The sequence below is a fragment of the Aurantiacibacter flavus genome (assembly GCF_039710615.1).
Taxonomy (GTDB): domain Bacteria; phylum Pseudomonadota; class Alphaproteobacteria; order Sphingomonadales; family Sphingomonadaceae; genus Alteraurantiacibacter; species Alteraurantiacibacter flavus.
The window spans coordinates 510,245-526,452 of sequence record NZ_JBDLBR010000003.1 but is presented as its reverse complement, the minus strand read 5'-3'; the positions used below and the strand labels follow the sequence as shown (position 1 = coordinate 526,452).

General features: G+C 64.0%; 13 protein-coding genes. 11 read left to right on the top strand and 2 right to left on the bottom strand.

Annotated features, from left to right (window positions below; all coding sequences use genetic code 11):
* Positions 1-15: 15 nt before the first annotated feature.
* The 4 genes from ABDJ38_RS11645 to ABDJ38_RS11630 all read left to right on the top strand — a co-directional run bounded on the left by ABDJ38_RS11645 (position 16) and on the right by ABDJ38_RS11630 (position 5,085).
* Positions 16-771 carry an energy transducer TonB gene (locus ABDJ38_RS11645; protein ID WP_346785267.1) on the top strand — a complete coding sequence of 252 codons (756 nt, stop codon included), beginning with the start codon at positions 16-18 and terminating at the stop codon, positions 769-771.
* 66 nt (positions 772-837) lie between these two features.
* Positions 838-1,311: an EF-hand domain-containing protein gene (locus ABDJ38_RS11640; RefSeq protein WP_346785266.1), complete on the top strand. Its 474-nt coding sequence runs from the start codon at positions 838-840 to the stop codon at positions 1,309-1,311.
* A 379-nt stretch (positions 1,312-1,690) separates the two neighbouring features.
* Entirely contained in the window at positions 1,691-4,285 is a 2,595-nt protein-coding gene (locus ABDJ38_RS11635) for a pre-peptidase C-terminal domain-containing protein (protein WP_346785265.1), read from the top strand.
* Between the two features lie 125 nt (positions 4,286-4,410).
* The gene (locus tag ABDJ38_RS11630; RefSeq protein WP_346785264.1) at positions 4,411-5,085 is read left to right on the top strand and encodes a response regulator transcription factor; all 675 of its coding nucleotides are present in this window, start codon (positions 4,411-4,413) and stop codon (positions 5,083-5,085) included.
* Between the two features lie 111 nt (positions 5,086-5,196).
* Here ABDJ38_RS11630 and ABDJ38_RS11625 read toward each other — a convergent pair whose 3' ends face one another.
* Positions 5,197-7,965 (bottom strand): TonB-dependent receptor domain-containing protein, encoded by a 2,769-nt coding sequence (locus ABDJ38_RS11625; protein ID WP_346785263.1) that lies wholly within the window; start codon positions 7,963-7,965, stop codon positions 5,197-5,199.
* 112 nt (positions 7,966-8,077) lie between these two features.
* Entirely contained in the window at positions 8,078-9,655 is a 1,578-nt protein-coding gene (locus ABDJ38_RS11620) for a hypothetical protein (RefSeq protein WP_346785262.1), read from the bottom strand.
* Between the two features lie 288 nt (positions 9,656-9,943).
* Here ABDJ38_RS11620 and ABDJ38_RS11615 point away from each other — a divergent pair, with 288 nt between their 5' ends.
* From ABDJ38_RS11615 to ABDJ38_RS11585, 7 genes are all read left to right on the top strand, one after another.
* Positions 9,944-10,318, top strand: a complete 375-nt coding sequence (locus ABDJ38_RS11615) for a tetratricopeptide repeat protein (RefSeq protein WP_346785261.1) — start codon at positions 9,944-9,946, stop codon at positions 10,316-10,318.
* A gap of 181 nt (positions 10,319-10,499) precedes the next feature.
* Positions 10,500-11,153 carry a lytic transglycosylase domain-containing protein gene (locus tag ABDJ38_RS11610; RefSeq protein WP_346785260.1) on the top strand — a complete coding sequence of 218 codons (654 nt, stop codon included), beginning with the start codon at positions 10,500-10,502 and terminating at the stop codon, positions 11,151-11,153.
* Between the two features lie 2 nt (positions 11,154-11,155).
* Positions 11,156-11,446 (top strand): TrbC/VirB2 family protein, encoded by a 291-nt coding sequence (locus tag ABDJ38_RS11605; RefSeq protein WP_346785259.1) that lies wholly within the window; start codon positions 11,156-11,158, stop codon positions 11,444-11,446.
* Positions 11,446-11,727 (top strand): VirB3 family type IV secretion system protein, encoded by a 282-nt coding sequence (locus ABDJ38_RS11600; protein ID WP_119592567.1) that lies wholly within the window; start codon positions 11,446-11,448, stop codon positions 11,725-11,727. The genes ABDJ38_RS11605 and ABDJ38_RS11600 overlap by 1 nt, the downstream gene beginning before the upstream one ends.
* A gap of 45 nt (positions 11,728-11,772) precedes the next feature.
* Positions 11,773-14,208, top strand: a complete 2,436-nt coding sequence (locus tag ABDJ38_RS11595; protein WP_346785258.1) for a VirB4 family type IV secretion/conjugal transfer ATPase — start codon at positions 11,773-11,775, stop codon at positions 14,206-14,208.
* Positions 14,205-15,431: a TrbL/VirB6 family protein gene (locus ABDJ38_RS11590; protein ID WP_346785257.1), complete on the top strand. Its 1,227-nt coding sequence runs from the start codon at positions 14,205-14,207 to the stop codon at positions 15,429-15,431. The genes ABDJ38_RS11595 and ABDJ38_RS11590 overlap by 4 nt, the downstream gene beginning before the upstream one ends.
* On the top strand, positions 15,428-16,198 hold the full coding sequence (locus ABDJ38_RS11585; protein ID WP_346785256.1) for a TrbG/VirB9 family P-type conjugative transfer protein: 771 nt from the start codon (positions 15,428-15,430) through the stop codon (positions 16,196-16,198). Before ABDJ38_RS11590 ends, ABDJ38_RS11585 begins: the two co-directional genes overlap by 4 nt.
* The last annotated feature ends 10 nt before the right edge of the window (positions 16,199-16,208 follow it).

Sequence of the window (16,208 nt, the reverse complement as noted above, 5' to 3'; positions counted from 1 at the left end):
CAGGAGCAAGCCGGAATGTATGCCGAGACGGAAATTGGATGGAACAGGCAGAAACTCGCTTCTGTCGGCCTGTCGGTGTGCATCAATTTCGGCATCTTCGCTGGCTTTGCCATGTTCACCCAGCTCAGCGGTGTGGTGTCCGGCAAGGAAGAAAGCCTGAGCGTATTTGCTCTCGGCACGCAGGGGGATGAAGCGGCACAGGAAGCAGCTGCGCCACCTCCGCCACCGCCGGAAACGCCCCCTTCGCCACAAAAGCCACACGAAAGCGCCATGGAGAAGCCTGAACTGGTGCTCCTGCCCCGGCCTGCTCCGCCGGAGGAAGAAGCCGAAGAAGAGCCGCCGCAGCAGCCGACGCCACTTTCCATCGAACCGTCGCACCCGCAGCCGCAAGCGCGAGAAATATCACCACCGGCGCAGGCTGCGCCGCGATCGAACCCGCACCAGCGGAACGCTGCGCAGCAGGACGCGGCTGCGCAGACTTCCGCCAGTTCGAACAGCACCGCTCAGGCAGGAGAGGGCGACGCTTATGGGGCCAGCGTTTATGCTCACCTCCTGCGCTATCGCACCAGCAACGTGGTCGGCCCCGGCCTTGTCCGCATCCGGCTGACCGTGCTGGCCGATGGTTCCGCACGCGAAACCAGCATCGTCCACAGCTCCGGCTCCAGCCGGTTCGACCGGGCTGCCTTGCAGATGGTGCGCCGCGCCTCGCCCTTCCCCCGCCCACCAGATGGAACCAGCCACACATTCGATTTCGGCATCAAGGGGTCCTGACGAAGCAGGCGCCCTGCCACCCCGTTTTTCACGCGCGAACAATCAAAGAAGAATAAGGATACGACAATGAAATCAGCATTTACGACCGGCATGATAGCCCTTTGCGCAGCCGGCCTTGCCATGCCCGCACTGGCTCAGGATGGCGACGAAGCCGAACGCGCTGAACGCCGCACGTCCGGTGGTCACAGTAAGGAAGCCTTCATCGAAAGCTACGACGCTGATGGCGACGGCGTGGTGACAATGGCCGAGTTTAACGCCGAACGCGCCAAGATCCACGAGGGCTACGACATGGACGGCGACGGACGGGTCAGCCAGGTCGAATATGTGGACGACTACCAGTACCGCCTCGATGCCGAACTGGCCGAAATCCGCGCGAACCGCCTGCGCCAGGCACACTTCCGGTTCGGCGTGCTCGATGCCGACCATGATGGCACCCTCACCCTCGAGGAACTGAACGAATCAGGCACCCGCACCTTCTCGCGCCTCGACAGCAACGAGGATGGCATCATCGACGAGGCCGACACCGCCGACGCATTCTAGGGCCATCAACCCGCGCTCGATTGCGGACAAAATCCGGCAGGTTCACCGCTGGCGAGAAGGCAATCGTAAGACAACCTTGCGATTGCCTTCTGCTGCCCTTGCGGAGTGCCCGAATTACCTCTGTCGCTGAAAGGCCATCTTCCGGCGCAATTTCGCGCCATCCCCCCGCTCTCCGCCACCAGCCATCTCCGGGCCTCTTCGCCCGGTAGCCTCTGAGGGTCTCTTAGAGGCCTGCACGCTATTCCCGCACATACTCCGCCACTCGCCTCTGTCGGCGCGACGCACCCAATAGTCAGAAATATTCAGGCACCTTTGTGCTGATTTTGGCACGGCGTTATGCCACTAGCCTCCGGAGTGCTTTTCAAGGCGGGGGCATCGCATGAAATCTGTTATTCTCGGCAAGACGGCCATGGCAGCCATCCTGTGCGCGGGGCTCGCAGCGCCTGGGGCAGCGCAGGAGTTGATCAGCTCAAGGGGCGAATTGCGCTCCGGCGATGAAGAGCTGCCGTCAGGCGAATTGTACGACGTCTACTATTTCGACGGTAACGCTGGCGACGAGATCGATGTCACGCTCACCAGCAGTGATTTCGACGCCTACCTCATGCTGCGCAACGACGGCGATTTCTCGGTCGAGAACGACGATGCCGAGGGCGATACGAGCACCAATTCGCGCATCACCGCGACATTGCCCGAAGATGGTCGCTATCGCTTTGTCATCACCAGCTTCGAGCCAGGCGAAACGGGTGCCTATCGGCTTCAGGGCACTAATGGTGTCGCTGGGGCCTTCACCGACAGCATCTCGGGCACTCTTTCGCCCAGCGATTCGACGCTCGAAGACGGATCCTATTACGACAGATACACCTTCGCAGGACGCAGGGGCCAGCATGTCAGTCTGCGGATGACATCCACCGATTTCGACACATATCTGCGCGTCGAAAGCCCCAGCGGCGAGACCTTCAGCAACGACGATGGCGACGACGGCTCAACCAATTCGCAGCTCGACCTCGACCTCACCGAGAGCGGCCGGTACCAGCTCATCGCCAACAGCCTCACCAGCGATGAGACGGGCAGCTACGAGCTAATCATCGAGGGTGCACAGCTCAGCTCCAGCGAGAGTTCTGACTCATCGGCGGCAGGCGGCGCGGCCACTTCGCTCACGCTTGGCACCCCGGCGCGCGGACAACTGGCGGCAGGCGATGCCGAACTCGATTCGGGCGAGTTTTTCGACGTCTTCACGCTGCGGGGCACCCCGGGTGCTCGGGTGGTCGTGACCATGCAAAGCTCCGAGTTCGACACCTATCTCGGGGCGGTCGGTGCCAACGACTTCTCGGCCGAGAATGACGACGATCCCAACGGTGGTGGCACCGACAGTCGGCTTGAGCTGACGATCCCTGCCGATGGCGCGCTGACCATTGCCGCAACCAGTTACGCGGGTGCGGAAACCGGCCATTACACAATCCGCGCCGACCTCTCCGGCTCATCCACGCGTGCGGCCAGCGACCAGCGGCTCGAGCTGGGGCGCAGCGTCAACGGCACGCTTGCCGCGTCCGATCCGCGCGGCGACCATTCGGTCGAGGACGTCTACCTGATCGAGGCCAGCGCCGGTCAGAGCCTGCGCCTCGCCCTGACCTCCGAGGATTTCGACAGTCTCCTGCGCGTGGAAGGCCCCGGTGGCTTCTCGGTCGAGAACGACGACGATCCTGCGGGCAGCACGCTCAACAGCCTGGTCGAGACGACGTTGCCGCGCGACGGCACCTACCGGGTAGTGGTGGCTAGCTATTCCGAAGGCGGCCTCGGCAGCTACCGGCTTGATTCAGGCACCACGGCCAGTTCGTCGCTCAACGGGCTCACGCGGCTGACGCTTGGCAGTTCGGTCAGCGGGTCGTTAGCGAGCGGAGATGATACGATCCCATCGGGCGAATTCATCGACGCCTACAGCTTCGCGGGCCAGCGCGGCCAGCGTGTGACTTTCGATATGACCTCTTCGGAGTTCGACACCTACCTCTCGCTGCTGATGCCCGGCGGGGGCACCGAGGAGAACGACGACCGCGCCGGCGGCGATGGCGAAACCAACTCGCGCCTCACCGTCACCCTACCCGAAACCGGAACCTATACGCTGGTGGCAACCAGCTATCAGGACGGCGAAACGGGGCGCTACACCATCAGCTCCAGCGTCAGCACTGGCGGCGGCAATGCGCCGGTTCTGGCCGGACGTTCGGGGGGACGGATCTTCGCGCTCAGCGTGGGGGTAGCCGACTATGGCGGGCGCGCGGGCAATCTGAGCATGACCGATCAGGACGCGACCAAGCTAACCCAAACGCTCCAGCACACCGGCATGCTGGCCCAGCAAAGTGCCACGCTGATCAACCAGCAAGCCACGCGCGAAAACTTCATCGAGGCGATCTCCGAAATCGCCGGGACCATCGGCCCGGACGACCTGTTCCTGCTGTTCTACTCGGGCCATGGAGCGAAGCAGCGTGTGGAAAGCTTCATGGAGCGCGACGGCACCAGCGAGACCATCGAGTTGTTCGACGCTGCGGTTACCGATTATGAACTTGCGCGGATGCTTGAACCGATCCACGCGCGCACCCTGCTGGTGCTCGATTCATGTTTCTCGGGCGGGTTCGACGATGTGATCAATCGCCAGACCGGACGGATGGGCGTGTTCAGCTCCGACAGCGACCTTACCAGCCTGGTGGCGCAGAAGTTCCAGGCGGGGGGCTATATCTCGCATATCCTTCAGCAGGCGATGGAAGGCCGCGCCGATGCGAACGGAGATGGTGCCATCACCGCGGGCGAGCTGTCCGAGTTCATGCGCACCACCTTCTATCGCATCGCGCTCGACGAACCCCTGCAGACCACGGCCTATGGGGCGAGCGGAACGCGGTCGCAGGGCTATCAGCATATCGTTGTGAACCGTGGCGGCGATGGCATGCCCTATGACGAAGTGCTGGTGACGCTCGCCTCCAGGTAGGTTCCCCAAGGGGCTGGTGAACGATTTACCCTCCTCATAGCTGCGCTGAACACGGCGCGCGCATCTGTCATAGCACGGTCATTTGCAGCTTGCAGGGATTCCCCGTCCAATTGGGGAATGAGTGGATGGAACACGTCACCATCTTCGCCACCAGCGAGGAAGCGGCCGGGTATGACCGGTTCGATCATGGCGATGCACAATTTGTGTTCGAGCAACTGACCTCGGCCGGGCCGAACAAGCTTGTCGATGGCAGCGCCTGGGCCTTTGTCGACTGGGTTCTCGACGACCTTTCGGGGCTTGAGATGTGCCGCCGCCTGCGCGCCGATCCGCGCACTCGCGATGCCCATGTCACCATGGTGCTCGACGAAGACGACCCCGAAGACCGCCGCCGCGCGATCAAGGCCGGAGCCGACGACTATGCAATCGGCCCGCTCGACCGCAAGGCGATGCTCGACCGGGTGCTGGCGCTTTACGCGACCGACCGCAGCCCAAGCGCACTGCAAGTGCTCGACTTAGGCGATCTGCAGATCAACGTCGCGGGCGAACAGGCACGCTGGAAAGGGCAGCAGATCACGCTGCGCCCGAACGAGTTCCGCGTACTGCGTTTTCTTGCCGAGAACCCCAACCGCGTGCTGAGCCGGCAGGAACTGGTAGATGCGCTCGGCAAGGCAGGCGATCCGGGCTATCTGCGCACGGTCGATGTGTGGATCAAGCGGCTCCGCTTCGGGCTGCGCAACGCTGGCGCTGGCGATCTGCTGCGCACCGTCCATTCCAAGGGCTACGTGCTCGACCTGCCCTGACCAGAGGCCTCTCACCGGGGTGCCGCGTCGCCTCTCATCGGCTGCCGCAACGAAAAAAGCCCCCCGCTCTCGCGGGAGGCCTCTTCGAACAACGCCTGCGCGTTGCCGGCTTTAGAACGTCACCGACAAACCGGCCGAGAACGACTGACCAATGTCGTAGGTGTTCTGCTCGACCCGCAGACCGGTGGAATTCACGTAGTACTCCTGGTTGCGCGTACCCAGCAGGTTGCGTGCCTCCAGCTTCAGTTCCGCTTCGACGCCGAACAGATCCAGACCCTGGCGCGCGACGATATCGAGCTGAACACCGGGCTTCTCGACCGTGTCGGGAAGCGGCGCGAGGTTTCGGAAGGTCGGGCGCTCCGAGGCGTAGGACATCAGCACGGTCAGCTGCTGCAAACGGTCAACGTCCTCGATGCCAACCTGGAAGTTGACCAGATGGTCCGACTGGCCGACCAACGGCGAGCCATCGACAAAGATGGTGTTGGCCGCACGCTCGATCGGGTTTCCACCCTGATCGATGATGACCGTCTCGTCGCCAACGCTCAGTTCCGACTGCGTGTAGGTGTAGTTCACAAGGAGCAGGAGCTGCTTGGTTTCGAACCAGCCGCCTAGGTCGTAGAGGTCGTAGAAGTACTGCGCGTCCACCTCGGCGCCGTAGAGGGTGGCCTCGGGGGCGTTGGCATAGGTGATGTCACCTGCACCGGTGCGGAACGCTTCGATCGGGTTGTCGATCTTCTTGTAGAAGCCCGCGATCGAGAACTTGTTCTGGCGCGAAAGGTAATATTCCGCACGCGCTTCGAAGTTCAGCAGTTCGCTGTCGTCGAGGAAGGTGTTGCCAACGTAGGTGCGGTTCGTCTCGGGATCGAAGTAGATCTGCGAGACGAGTTCGCGGAACTGCGGGCGGGCAAGCGTGCGCGAACCGCTGGCGCGAACCTGCAGATCGTCCATCGGCTCCCAGGTCAGGGTCAGCCCTGGCAGGAAGTAATCGTTCTCGTTCGTGCGCGGCTGCGCCGTGTTGTTGACCCCGACCGGGATCGACGATTGCGTGGCCGATTCGTAGCGGACACCGGCCTGCACCGTGAAGGTGTTGATCGGCAGCCACTGAAGCTGGCCGTAGCCGGCGTGGATTTCCAGCCCGGCATCGAATGCCGGCGTGGTGCTGCCGAACTCGAGCAGCGTCACATCGAACATGTCGAATGTCGCACCGTTGAACAGCAGCGCCGGGCTGCGGGTGCCGACCGCAGGCAGAACCACGTTCTGCAGCTGCTCGATAACCGCCGGGTCGAGCGGCTCACCGCCCGGATTATGGAAATCCGGGTCCACCATGGCACGCAGCTGGAAGGCACGGCGCGTGGTCGTGCGCTGGGTGTCGGTATAGGCATAGCCAATGGTGGCGGACAGGTTGTCGAGAACCTGATAGCTCAGGTCGAGACCGCCGAACCAGACCTCTTCCTCAAGATCGGAGAAGGACGAGGTAACGCCGGTTTCCTGCAACGCCTGCTGGCCCGAGCCACTAAGGTCGACACGGTAGACGCCGCCGAACCGGTCCTGCTCTTCGGACAGGTTGGTGCGGGCGTAGACGTAGTTCAGGTTGAACGGCGCGCGCCGGTCGGTGCGGGCATAGCCACCGCGCACGTCGATGCTCAGCGGATCGAAATCGAACTCACCGACGAGCTGGGTGTCGATCAGCTGGCGCTCGTACCAGGCCGTGTTCTGTTCAAGGAAGTCGACGTTATCAAGGTCGCCGTCGAAGATCTTGAAATCGGTCAAACTGGCCTGCTTCACGGTGTCGCGGATGAACAGGTTGGTCCACCGAATGGTGTGATCGCCCACTTCCAGACCGGCTGCAAAGAGTGCGTTGGCAAGCATCCGGTTGTCGGTAACGAACGACTGCTCATCGCGCGATAGCGTGGTGACGCTATCGCCTGCCTGCTGGCGCGAGATGTTGCGATTACGCAGCGAATTGCTCAGGCTGCCGGTAAGGACCAGGCCCAGTCGGGCATCGCTGCCGACATCGAACGAGGTGCCCGCGGTGACCCCAGCCGACCAGTTCGGACGCTGATCGCCGATGATCTGAAGCGTGGAAAGCTGCGGCGGGGTGAGCAGACGCCCGAGGGTTTCGGGGTCGAACTCGGGCGACGACCCGACCGAAGCGCCAGTGGCGATCGATTGGTCGAAGTAGTTTTGCAGCGCCCCGGGAATGTCGCGTGCGCCGCTATCGAACCCGGTCCAGTCGGTATCGCTGCCGTAGTAGGAATAGCCGTTCTGGAAGGTCGTCTCGGTATCGCCGCTCAGGCTGCCGCTGATCGTAAGGAACGATTCGTCGGGCACGGCGCGGGTGGTCAGGTTGATCACACCGCCGCCGAATTCGCCGGGGAAGTTGGCCGAATAGGTCTTCTGCACGAGCGAGGAGGCGACCACGTTGGTCGGGAAGATGTCCAGCGGAACCACGCGGCTGAGCGGTTCCGGGCTCGGCAGCGGCAGGCCGTTCAGCAGGGCGAGCGAGTAGCGGTCGCCAAGGCCGCGAACATAGACGCGCCCATTGCCGACCACCGACAGGCCGGTGACGCGGCCAAGCGCGCCGGCGATGTCGCCCTCGCCGGTACGCGCGATTTCTTCCGCCGAAAGGACACTGATGACCTGCGAGGAATTGCGCGTCGGATCGCGATTGACGCGGCCCGTGACGATAATGGTGTTGCCGCCTGCTACCGAGATATCGGGCTCATCGTAGACCTCTTCCTCACCGCTGGTCTCGCCGTCGTCCGGCATGGAAGCGCCGGTGTTCGAAGCGGGAGCGGTGTCCTGGGCAAATGCTGCGCCAGGAAAAGTGAAAGCGGTGGTGAGCATAAGCAGTGCCGCAAACTGCTTGCCAGTGATCATGACAAAGACCCCCTCAGTATCAGGCCTGAAACCGTATGTGCCGGCTGGTGCCGTGCGTGAAAAAGAGGGAGGTGCCCGCTGAACGAGCCCCTCCCTCCAATCGCTTTCCTGCTCAGTTATAAACCGGCAGGGCCTGGCAAGAGAGGCCAGATCCGAACGAAACGGTGGTGCTGTCGCAGGTCCAGCCACGCGTCCACGGCGTAACGCCGGCAGCCGGGGTCGGAACGGCACCGATGTAGGTCAGGCCCGTATCGAAGAAGCTCGACAGCGAGGAGACATCGTAAACCGGGGTGTAGGTCTGCTCGGTGGCGCCGTTGATGTACTTGTCGCTGAGCGTATTGGTGCCCTCGGTGTTGCCGCTGCCAGCAGCAATCGCTTCGTCCGTGTCACTGTTGGTGGCACAGTCGAGCAGGACCGAATAAAGGATCTGCTCAGCGCCGCGACCACCGCCGATATTGTCGTTGTCGTCGACGCAGACGCCGTTCGCCGAACTCGGCTTGTAGATCACACCGTTGGCAAGCGTGATGTCGCTGGCGCCGCGCGATTCGGCGGCGTCATTGGTGCCGGTGGCCCAGAACGAGAAGTTGCTGATGGTGGTCTTGCTGCGCGGCAACGCGTTCGGGATCGTGGTGCCCGTGCCCTTGTCGTCCGGCGGCGAGTCGCTTTCCAGCGCACGGTCACCGACATTGTCGCGCTGTACGACCACAACATGCTGCAAGTTAGCCTGGACACCCGAGTCCACGTCGATCGAGTCGTCTTCGGCGCCAACGGCAACGAAGTGCTTCATGTTGACGTGGCCGCCGAAGAACTCGGTACCGTCGTCGGAGCTGTTGTACGACTGGATGTAGTCGAGGTTGGTGCCCGAACCGACGCCGCCCAGCGTGAGCGATTGCAGTTCCCCGCCGAGATCGAGCGTGTAGCCCGAGTAGCGGATCTGGTTATAGGTCACGCTGCCCGAGCTGTCGGTCGGGGTGTCACCACCGAAGAACGGGATGTTGTTGGCAATGCCTTCAACGCGCATTTCGCACTTGGTCTGATCAGTCTGATTGATACCGCCGGCAAAGCAGTCTGCAACCGGAGCGCGACCAAGCAGAACCAGGCCGCCCCACAGACCGCTGGTCGTGCTGGTGGCGTTGCCCGTGATGTCGTCTTCGCCGGTCCAGATGATCGGACGAGCAGCCGTGCCGTCGGCAAAGATTTTGCTGCCGCGGTTAACCACCATGTAGGAAGCGCCCGAGAAGTTGGCCTCCCCGTACAAGATGACGCCGGGCTCAATGATCAGCTCGACAAGGGTACCGGTCACGTTGTCGCTATTGTCGACGGTCGGGCCGTCATCGACGCCAACATCAACGCGGCCGCTCATGCGATAAAGCGTACCAGCCTGATAGGGCAGCGTGGTCGAGGCACTGAAGAGTGACGGCAGCGTGCAGACGCGCCATTCACCTTCGGGGCCGCTGATGGTGCCGCTGTCGACCAAAACGTCACTCGTGCCAGGCAGCGTCGGGCAATCTGCCGCAGCGACGGAGCCGGTGGGCGTCGGAGCCGGGGTCGGCGCAGGCGTCGGGTTGGTGATGATGTCACCGATGTTGATATCGCCGTTGGAGCCGGGCGAGCCAATGCTTTCAGGACCACAAGCGGCCAAAGCCAGCACGCTGGAGCCTATGATGAGCGAGCGAGAAAGGTTAGTCACAGCGAACGGTCCCCTCAAAAAACCGAGAATCAGGAATGCGAATGAATGTCGCGAAACGCTCGCTAGGAGCCTCGCGTGACAGTTTGTTTGCAATGGGCTGGAATTAATTCTGATCATCTCATGACAGCCAGATGACACGGCCGTCAGAAAGCCGCTGCGCCGCAGCAAAGCGCCATAATCGCGCCGATCAAATCTCAGGTTTCACATTTATGACATTATGACAGTTTGATTGCATTTGCTGCAGTCCAACCGCATTCTGCGATCATTCACAGTTTGGGAGAATAGAAAATGATCGCACTTCAAACCGTCGTAGCCCTGATGGTCGCTCAGGCCGCACCGCCCGCGCTCATGGCCGGAATCAACGACACGCAGCAGCGTGACGCGGCCTATGAGGAGCTGAGCCAGGGCGAAACCGATGCCGCCATCGCCCGGCTTGAGGCGAACCTGGTTGAAAACCCCGATGATCCGGCGCTGCTGATCAACCTCGGTTCGGCCTGGGCCGTGCGCGGCGACAAGGAAAAGGCCGCCGACTACTATCGCGCCGCCGCCAGTTCCGACGTGCGCTACCGGCTCGAACTGGCCGACGGCGAGTGGGTCGATTCGCGTGCCGCGGCACGGTTGGCCCTGCGCGCGCTGGAGCAAACCGCCGTCGCGATGAACTAAGGCCTTATCATATATGGTCGGGATGACGCCTGCCCTGGCGCAGCTATCGCCCCGGCCCCGAACAAGCCCCGCCGCGCCATGGTGCCCGGCGGGGCTTTTCTATGCATTCGCCGCAGGCCTCATGGGGCTGTCACACGGTTGTCACCTGTTGTAAGCATTGGGGGCGCTTCGGAGGGTACGGATGATTCTGCGCGCGCTGACTTTGTCGGCAACTGCCTTGGTGATCGCGGTCGGCGCGCTGCCGGCCCGCGCCGACGTGCTCGAAGTGGGTGCGTCGGGCGATGCGCGTTGGGTGGCAGGGCCAGCCATGGCGGTGGCCGCTTCGCAGGATCTATCCGCGAGCTACCCGATGGTTCCCGGCCCTGTAGAGGTTCCGACAGACATTTCCTCGCTCGTGCCCGAAAGCGCGGTCGCCAATACTGCGCTGCATGATGACCAGGTGCCGCACCAATATGCGGCCAAGGTCGCAGAGCTGGCCGCCCGGTTCGACCTCTCCCCCGCGCTGATCGAAGCGCTGGTGTGGCAGGAGAGCCGCTGGCGTTCCAATGCGCGCAGCCCCGTCGGCGCGCAGGGTCTGGCCCAACTGATGCCCGGCACGGCGCGCTATCTCGGCGTCGATGCGCGCGATCCCTTTGCCAACCTCGAAGGCGGCGCGCGCTATCTGCGCGAGCAGCTCGACCGGTTCGACGGCGACCTCGAAAAGGCGCTCGCCGCCTATAATGCCGGACCGGGGCGCGTAGAGCGCGCGGGCGGCATTCCGCGCATTCGCGAAACGCAGCAATATGTGGCCGCCATCATGGGCCGCCTCGCCAACCATTCCCGGAGTTCTGAGTAACCATGTCGTTTCTTGCCCGTATCGTCGCGCTTGCCGCCCTGCTTGTTCCCTCGGCTGCCTTTGCACAGGACCCGGCCGGTTCTTCGCCGATCAACAACGCGTTTTCGTGGATGCAGCAGACCATGCTCGGCACGGTGGCTACCACAGTCGCGGTCATGGCCGTGGCGGCGGTAGGCTTCATGATGCTGACGGGCCGGATGAACTGGCGCTTCGGCGCGACCGTGATCATCGGCGTGTTCATCATCTTCGGTGCCGGCTCGATCGTGGCCGGTATTCAGGGCGCGGCAGGCTGATGCAACTCGCCCGCTCCCGTGTTCACCGCGCGCTGACCAGGCCGCAGATGTTTGCGGGCGTGACGCTGAACTTCTTCGTGATCAACGCGCTCGTCACCACCGAGGCGTTCCTGATCCTCAAGAGCTTCTGGATCCTGCCGATTCCGCTGATCATGCACGCCATCGGCTATTTCGCGTGCCTGCGCGAGCCGCGCATTTTCGACCTCTGGCTGACCAAGGTTTCGAAGTGTCCGCGGGTCAAGAACTACAAGCGCTGGGGCTGCAATTCCTACGCCGCCTGAGTGCCCGACAGTCCGCCTGATTGAGGCGGCATGGAGCGACGACGAATGACCAAATGGCTGGGAGCCGCGGCATGGAGCGCGAAGGAAGCGCAGGCGGGTGACCGTCTGCCCTATGCGCGCCTCGTCGACGCGGGCACGCTGCTGCTGCGCGACGGCTCGCTGATGAGCGCGTTGCAGGTGCCCGGCCTGCTGTTCGAGACCGAGGATACAGACGCGCTTAACGCCCACGCCGCCACGCGCGAGGTGATGCTGCGCTCCAACCTCGATGCGCGGTTCGTGCTCTATCACCACGTCATCCGCCGCCGTGTGAGCGTGGAGCTGGAAGCTCGGTTCCCCGATCCGCTCTCGGCCCATATCGACAAGGCCTGGCGCGAGAAGCTGTCATCCGGCTCGCTGTTCGTGAACGACCAGTTCATCACCCTCGTGCGCCGCCCGGCCCGCGGAAAGGCCGGTTTTGCCGAAAAGGCGAGCAAGTTTTTCAAGGGCCGCAAGGGCGAAGGCGAAGAAGTCGACCCCAAAGACCTACGTAGCTTGCGCGCCGCAGTGCAGGCGCTGGCTGCCTCGCTCGGCGATTATGGCGCGCAGCCGCTCGGCGACTACGTGGGCAACAGCGGGGCGACGAACAACGAGCTGCTCGAACTTCTCTCAGCGCTCTATAACGGCGAGATGCGCCCGGTGCGCCGCCCCGACGAGGCGACCGATATCGGCAATATGCTGCCCTATCGCCGAGCATCCTTCGGGCTGGACGCGATGGAGCTGCGCGGCGCGCAAGGCACCGATTTCTCCTCGATCATCAGCCTGAAGGACTATCCCGAGGCCACCAGCCCCGGCCTGCTCGACGCGATGCTGCGGCTGCCGTTCGAGATGGTCGTGACCGAGAGCTTCGCCCCGCAGGAGCGGCAGACCGCGCGCGAAAAGATCGATCTTGCAATCCGCCGCCTGCGCTCGGCGGACGAGGAAGCACAGGCCGAACGGCTCGATATGATGGCCGCGCGTGACGAACTGGGCGCGGGCTCGGTCGGCTTTGGCGATCATCACCTCACCGTGCTGGTGCGCGAGCGCGATCTCGCCCGGCTTGACGATGCCACCGCTTCGGTCGCCGCCGCGCTGGCCGACACCGGCGCGATTGCCGTGCGCGAGGATACCAACCTCGAACCAGCCTTCTGGGGCCAGTTCCCCGGCAACGAGCAATATCTCGTGCGCCGCGCGCTGATCTCCACCGCCAACATGGCGGGCTTCGGCAGCTTCCACGGCTTTGCGCTGGGGCAGGCCGAGGGCAACCACTGGGGCGAGGCGGTTACGCTGCTGCAGACCACCAGCGCCACGCCGTTCTTCTTCAACTTCCACCACGGCGACCTCGGCAATTTCTCGGTCATCGGCCCCTCGGGATCGGGCAAGACGGTGGTGATGAACTTCCTGGCCGCGCAGGCGCAGAAGTTCTCCCCTCGCACCATCCTGTTCGACAAGGATCGCGGGGCCGAGTTGTTCATTCGCGGCATCGGCGGCAGCTACGAGCGTATCCACGCGGGCGAGCCGACCGGGTTCAACCCGCTCGCCATGCCTGACACCGCCGGCAACCGCGCCTTCCTGCGCGACTGGCTCACGGTGCTGCTCAAGGCCGAGGGGCCGGAGGAGAACGGCCTGATCGCGGCCGCTGTCGATGCCGCCTACGCCAACGATCCGAGCTTGCGCCGCCTGCGCTATTTCCGCGAGTTGCTGAGCGGCAGCCGCCGTCCGCAACCGGGCGATCTGGCGGACCGGCTCTCGGCCTGGATCGAGGACGGTGAATTCGCCTGGCTGTTCGACAACGCGGCCGACAAGCTCGACCTTTCCACGCGGGTGATGGGCTTCGACATGACCGCGCTGCTCGACAACCCGCGCCTGCGCACGCCCACGATGATGTACCTGTTCCAGCGCATCGACGAGCGTCTGGACGGCAAGCCGACGATGATCCTGATCGACGAAGGCTGGAAGGCGCTCGACGACGAGATCTTCGCCGCGCGTATCCGCGACTGGCTGAAAACGCTGCGCAAACGCAATGCGCTGGTCGGTTTCGCCACGCAGTCGGCGCGCGATGCGCTCGACAGCAAGATCAGCACCGCGCTGGTCGAGCAGACTGCGACCATGGTGTTCATGCCCAACAGCCGCGCGCGACCCGAGGACTATTGCGAGGGCTTCGGCCTCACCGAGCACGAGCTGGCGCTGATCCGCACCCTGCCCGCGCACTCGCGCTGCTTCCTCGTGCGCCAGCCCGATGCGAGCGTGGTGGTGCGGCTTGATCTGTCGGGTGCGCCCGAGGTCATCGCCATGCTGTCGGGCCGCGAAAGCACGGTGCGCCGGCTTGACCTGCTGCGCGAGGCGGTCGGCAACGATCCGGCGCAGTGGTATCCGGCGCTCACCAACCAACCGTGGCCCGGCTCAGCTGACTACCGCGCCGAGGCGAGCGAGGCCGAAAGCCTGAGCTGGGAAGCTGCGGAATGAGCGCTATCCTCGACATCTCCGCCGCCGCCAGCGTGAGCACCGAATGCATGCGCGCCATGGACGGCGTGGGTGCAGGTATCGGCGCGAGCCTGCGCGGCGTCGACTGCGCAGCATCGAGCATGGCGCAGGCCGCTTTCAACCGCCTGTTCAGCGCCGAGGGCACACTTGGCCCGGTGCTGACAGCGATGCTCACCATCTGGATCGCCTTCCTCGGCTTCGCGCTGATCACCGGGCGCACACGACTGGGCCTGTCCTCGCTGACGCCGCGCATGGTGACGCTGGTGATGGTGATCACCTTCGCCACCAGCTGGGTCGCGTTCCAGTCCGTGTTCTGGAACCTCGCGGTCGGCGCGCCCGATGAGATCGCGACCCTCCTGATGGGCACCGACGGTTCGGCCAGCACCATCTTTGCCGACAAGCTAGACTCCGTCATGATCGCACTGATGGACATTTCGGGCGGCGACGCGATGGAGAACGACACCTCGATCTTCTCACCGCCGGGCCTGTTGTGGAGCGGCGGCACCATGCTGCTGCTCGGCACCGTGGGCGTGCTCGCCACCTGCAAGATCGCGCTGGCGATACTGATGGGGCTTGGCCCGATCTTCATCGTAATGGCCCTGTTCAACGGCACGCGCGGGCTGTTCGTGGGCTGGCTCAAGGGCGTGGTGCTGATGGCGCTCGCCCCGCTGTTCGCCGTGCTCGGCGGGTCGCTGATGCTGGAGATGACGGTGCCGGTGCTCGCCAGCCTGATGGAAACGCCAGGCAAGATCGACATACGTCCGGCCATGGCCTTCTTCATGATCGGCGCCGTGCATCTGGCGCTGATGGCGATGATCCTCAAGGTCACCTCGACCATGGTCGCAGGCTGGACCGTGTTCGGCTTCGCCACCAGCGACAAGGCCGACCAACGTGCGCGTGGTAGCTCTGCCGCGGCGCAAAGCCCGCTTAACCCGGCGCTCGCCACCTCTGCCGCTGATCGCGCCGCCGCGACGGCGGCCAGCACGGCGCAGGCGCGTGATATCCGTGTCAGCGCCGCTGCCGCCATGCCGCTCGCCGCCAACGACACCGGCGGCTCCACCAGCACCCGCGAGACCCGCGTGGTGACGCAAGGGGCGCAGGTCTCCCCGCTCACAAGCGGCCCGTCAGGCTCTGGCAATCGCGCGCGCGGTATTGGCAGCCGCTTCAAGTCTGCCCCCATTCGCTCACCGGAGTCCAAACGATGATGTCCCGCGCGTTTCTGGCCATGGCGCTCGCCGCCAGCAGCCTCGCCGCCCTGCCCGCAAAGGCCGATCCGCGCCTTGTCGAGCACTTCTACGACGAGAGCGAAGTGGTCACCATCAATGGCCGCGTGAACGTGCAGTCGACCATCCAGTTCGGCGACGACGAGGCGATCGAGAATGTCGCCATCGGCAATTCGCAGACCTGGCAGGTCACGCCGAACCGGCGCGCGAACCTGCTGTTCGTGAAACCGCTCGAACCGCGCGCGGTGACCAACATGACGGTGGTCACCAACAAGCGCACCTACCTGTTCGATCTGGTGGCTAGCCCCGCCACGCGCACCCCGGTCTATGTGCTGCGCTTCACCTATCCAGTGGAAGAGGTGGAAGAAGAGACGCAGTTGGCCGATAGCGCGCCGCGCGATCCCTCGCAGATGCCCAATGCGCTCGAAGTTGCCGCCGCTAGCGACCAGCTGGCCGTGGTCGACCCGACTGCGCTCAACTTCGACTGGGCCAGCGATGGAGCCGAGCGGCTGCTGCCCGAACAGGTTTACGATGACGGCACGGCGACGTTCCTCGCTTGGCCCTCGGGCGCGGCGATGCCTGCGATCCTCGTGAAAGACCGCGATGGCATGGAAGGCCCGGTGAACTTCGCCGTGCGCGGCGATACCGTGGTGCTCGAAGGGGTGCCGCGCGAGATCATCCTGCGCTCGGGCGACGATGTGGCCACCTTGATCAACACGGGCACCGATGCCCCGGCGCCCGGCGCCTGACACCTTTGAA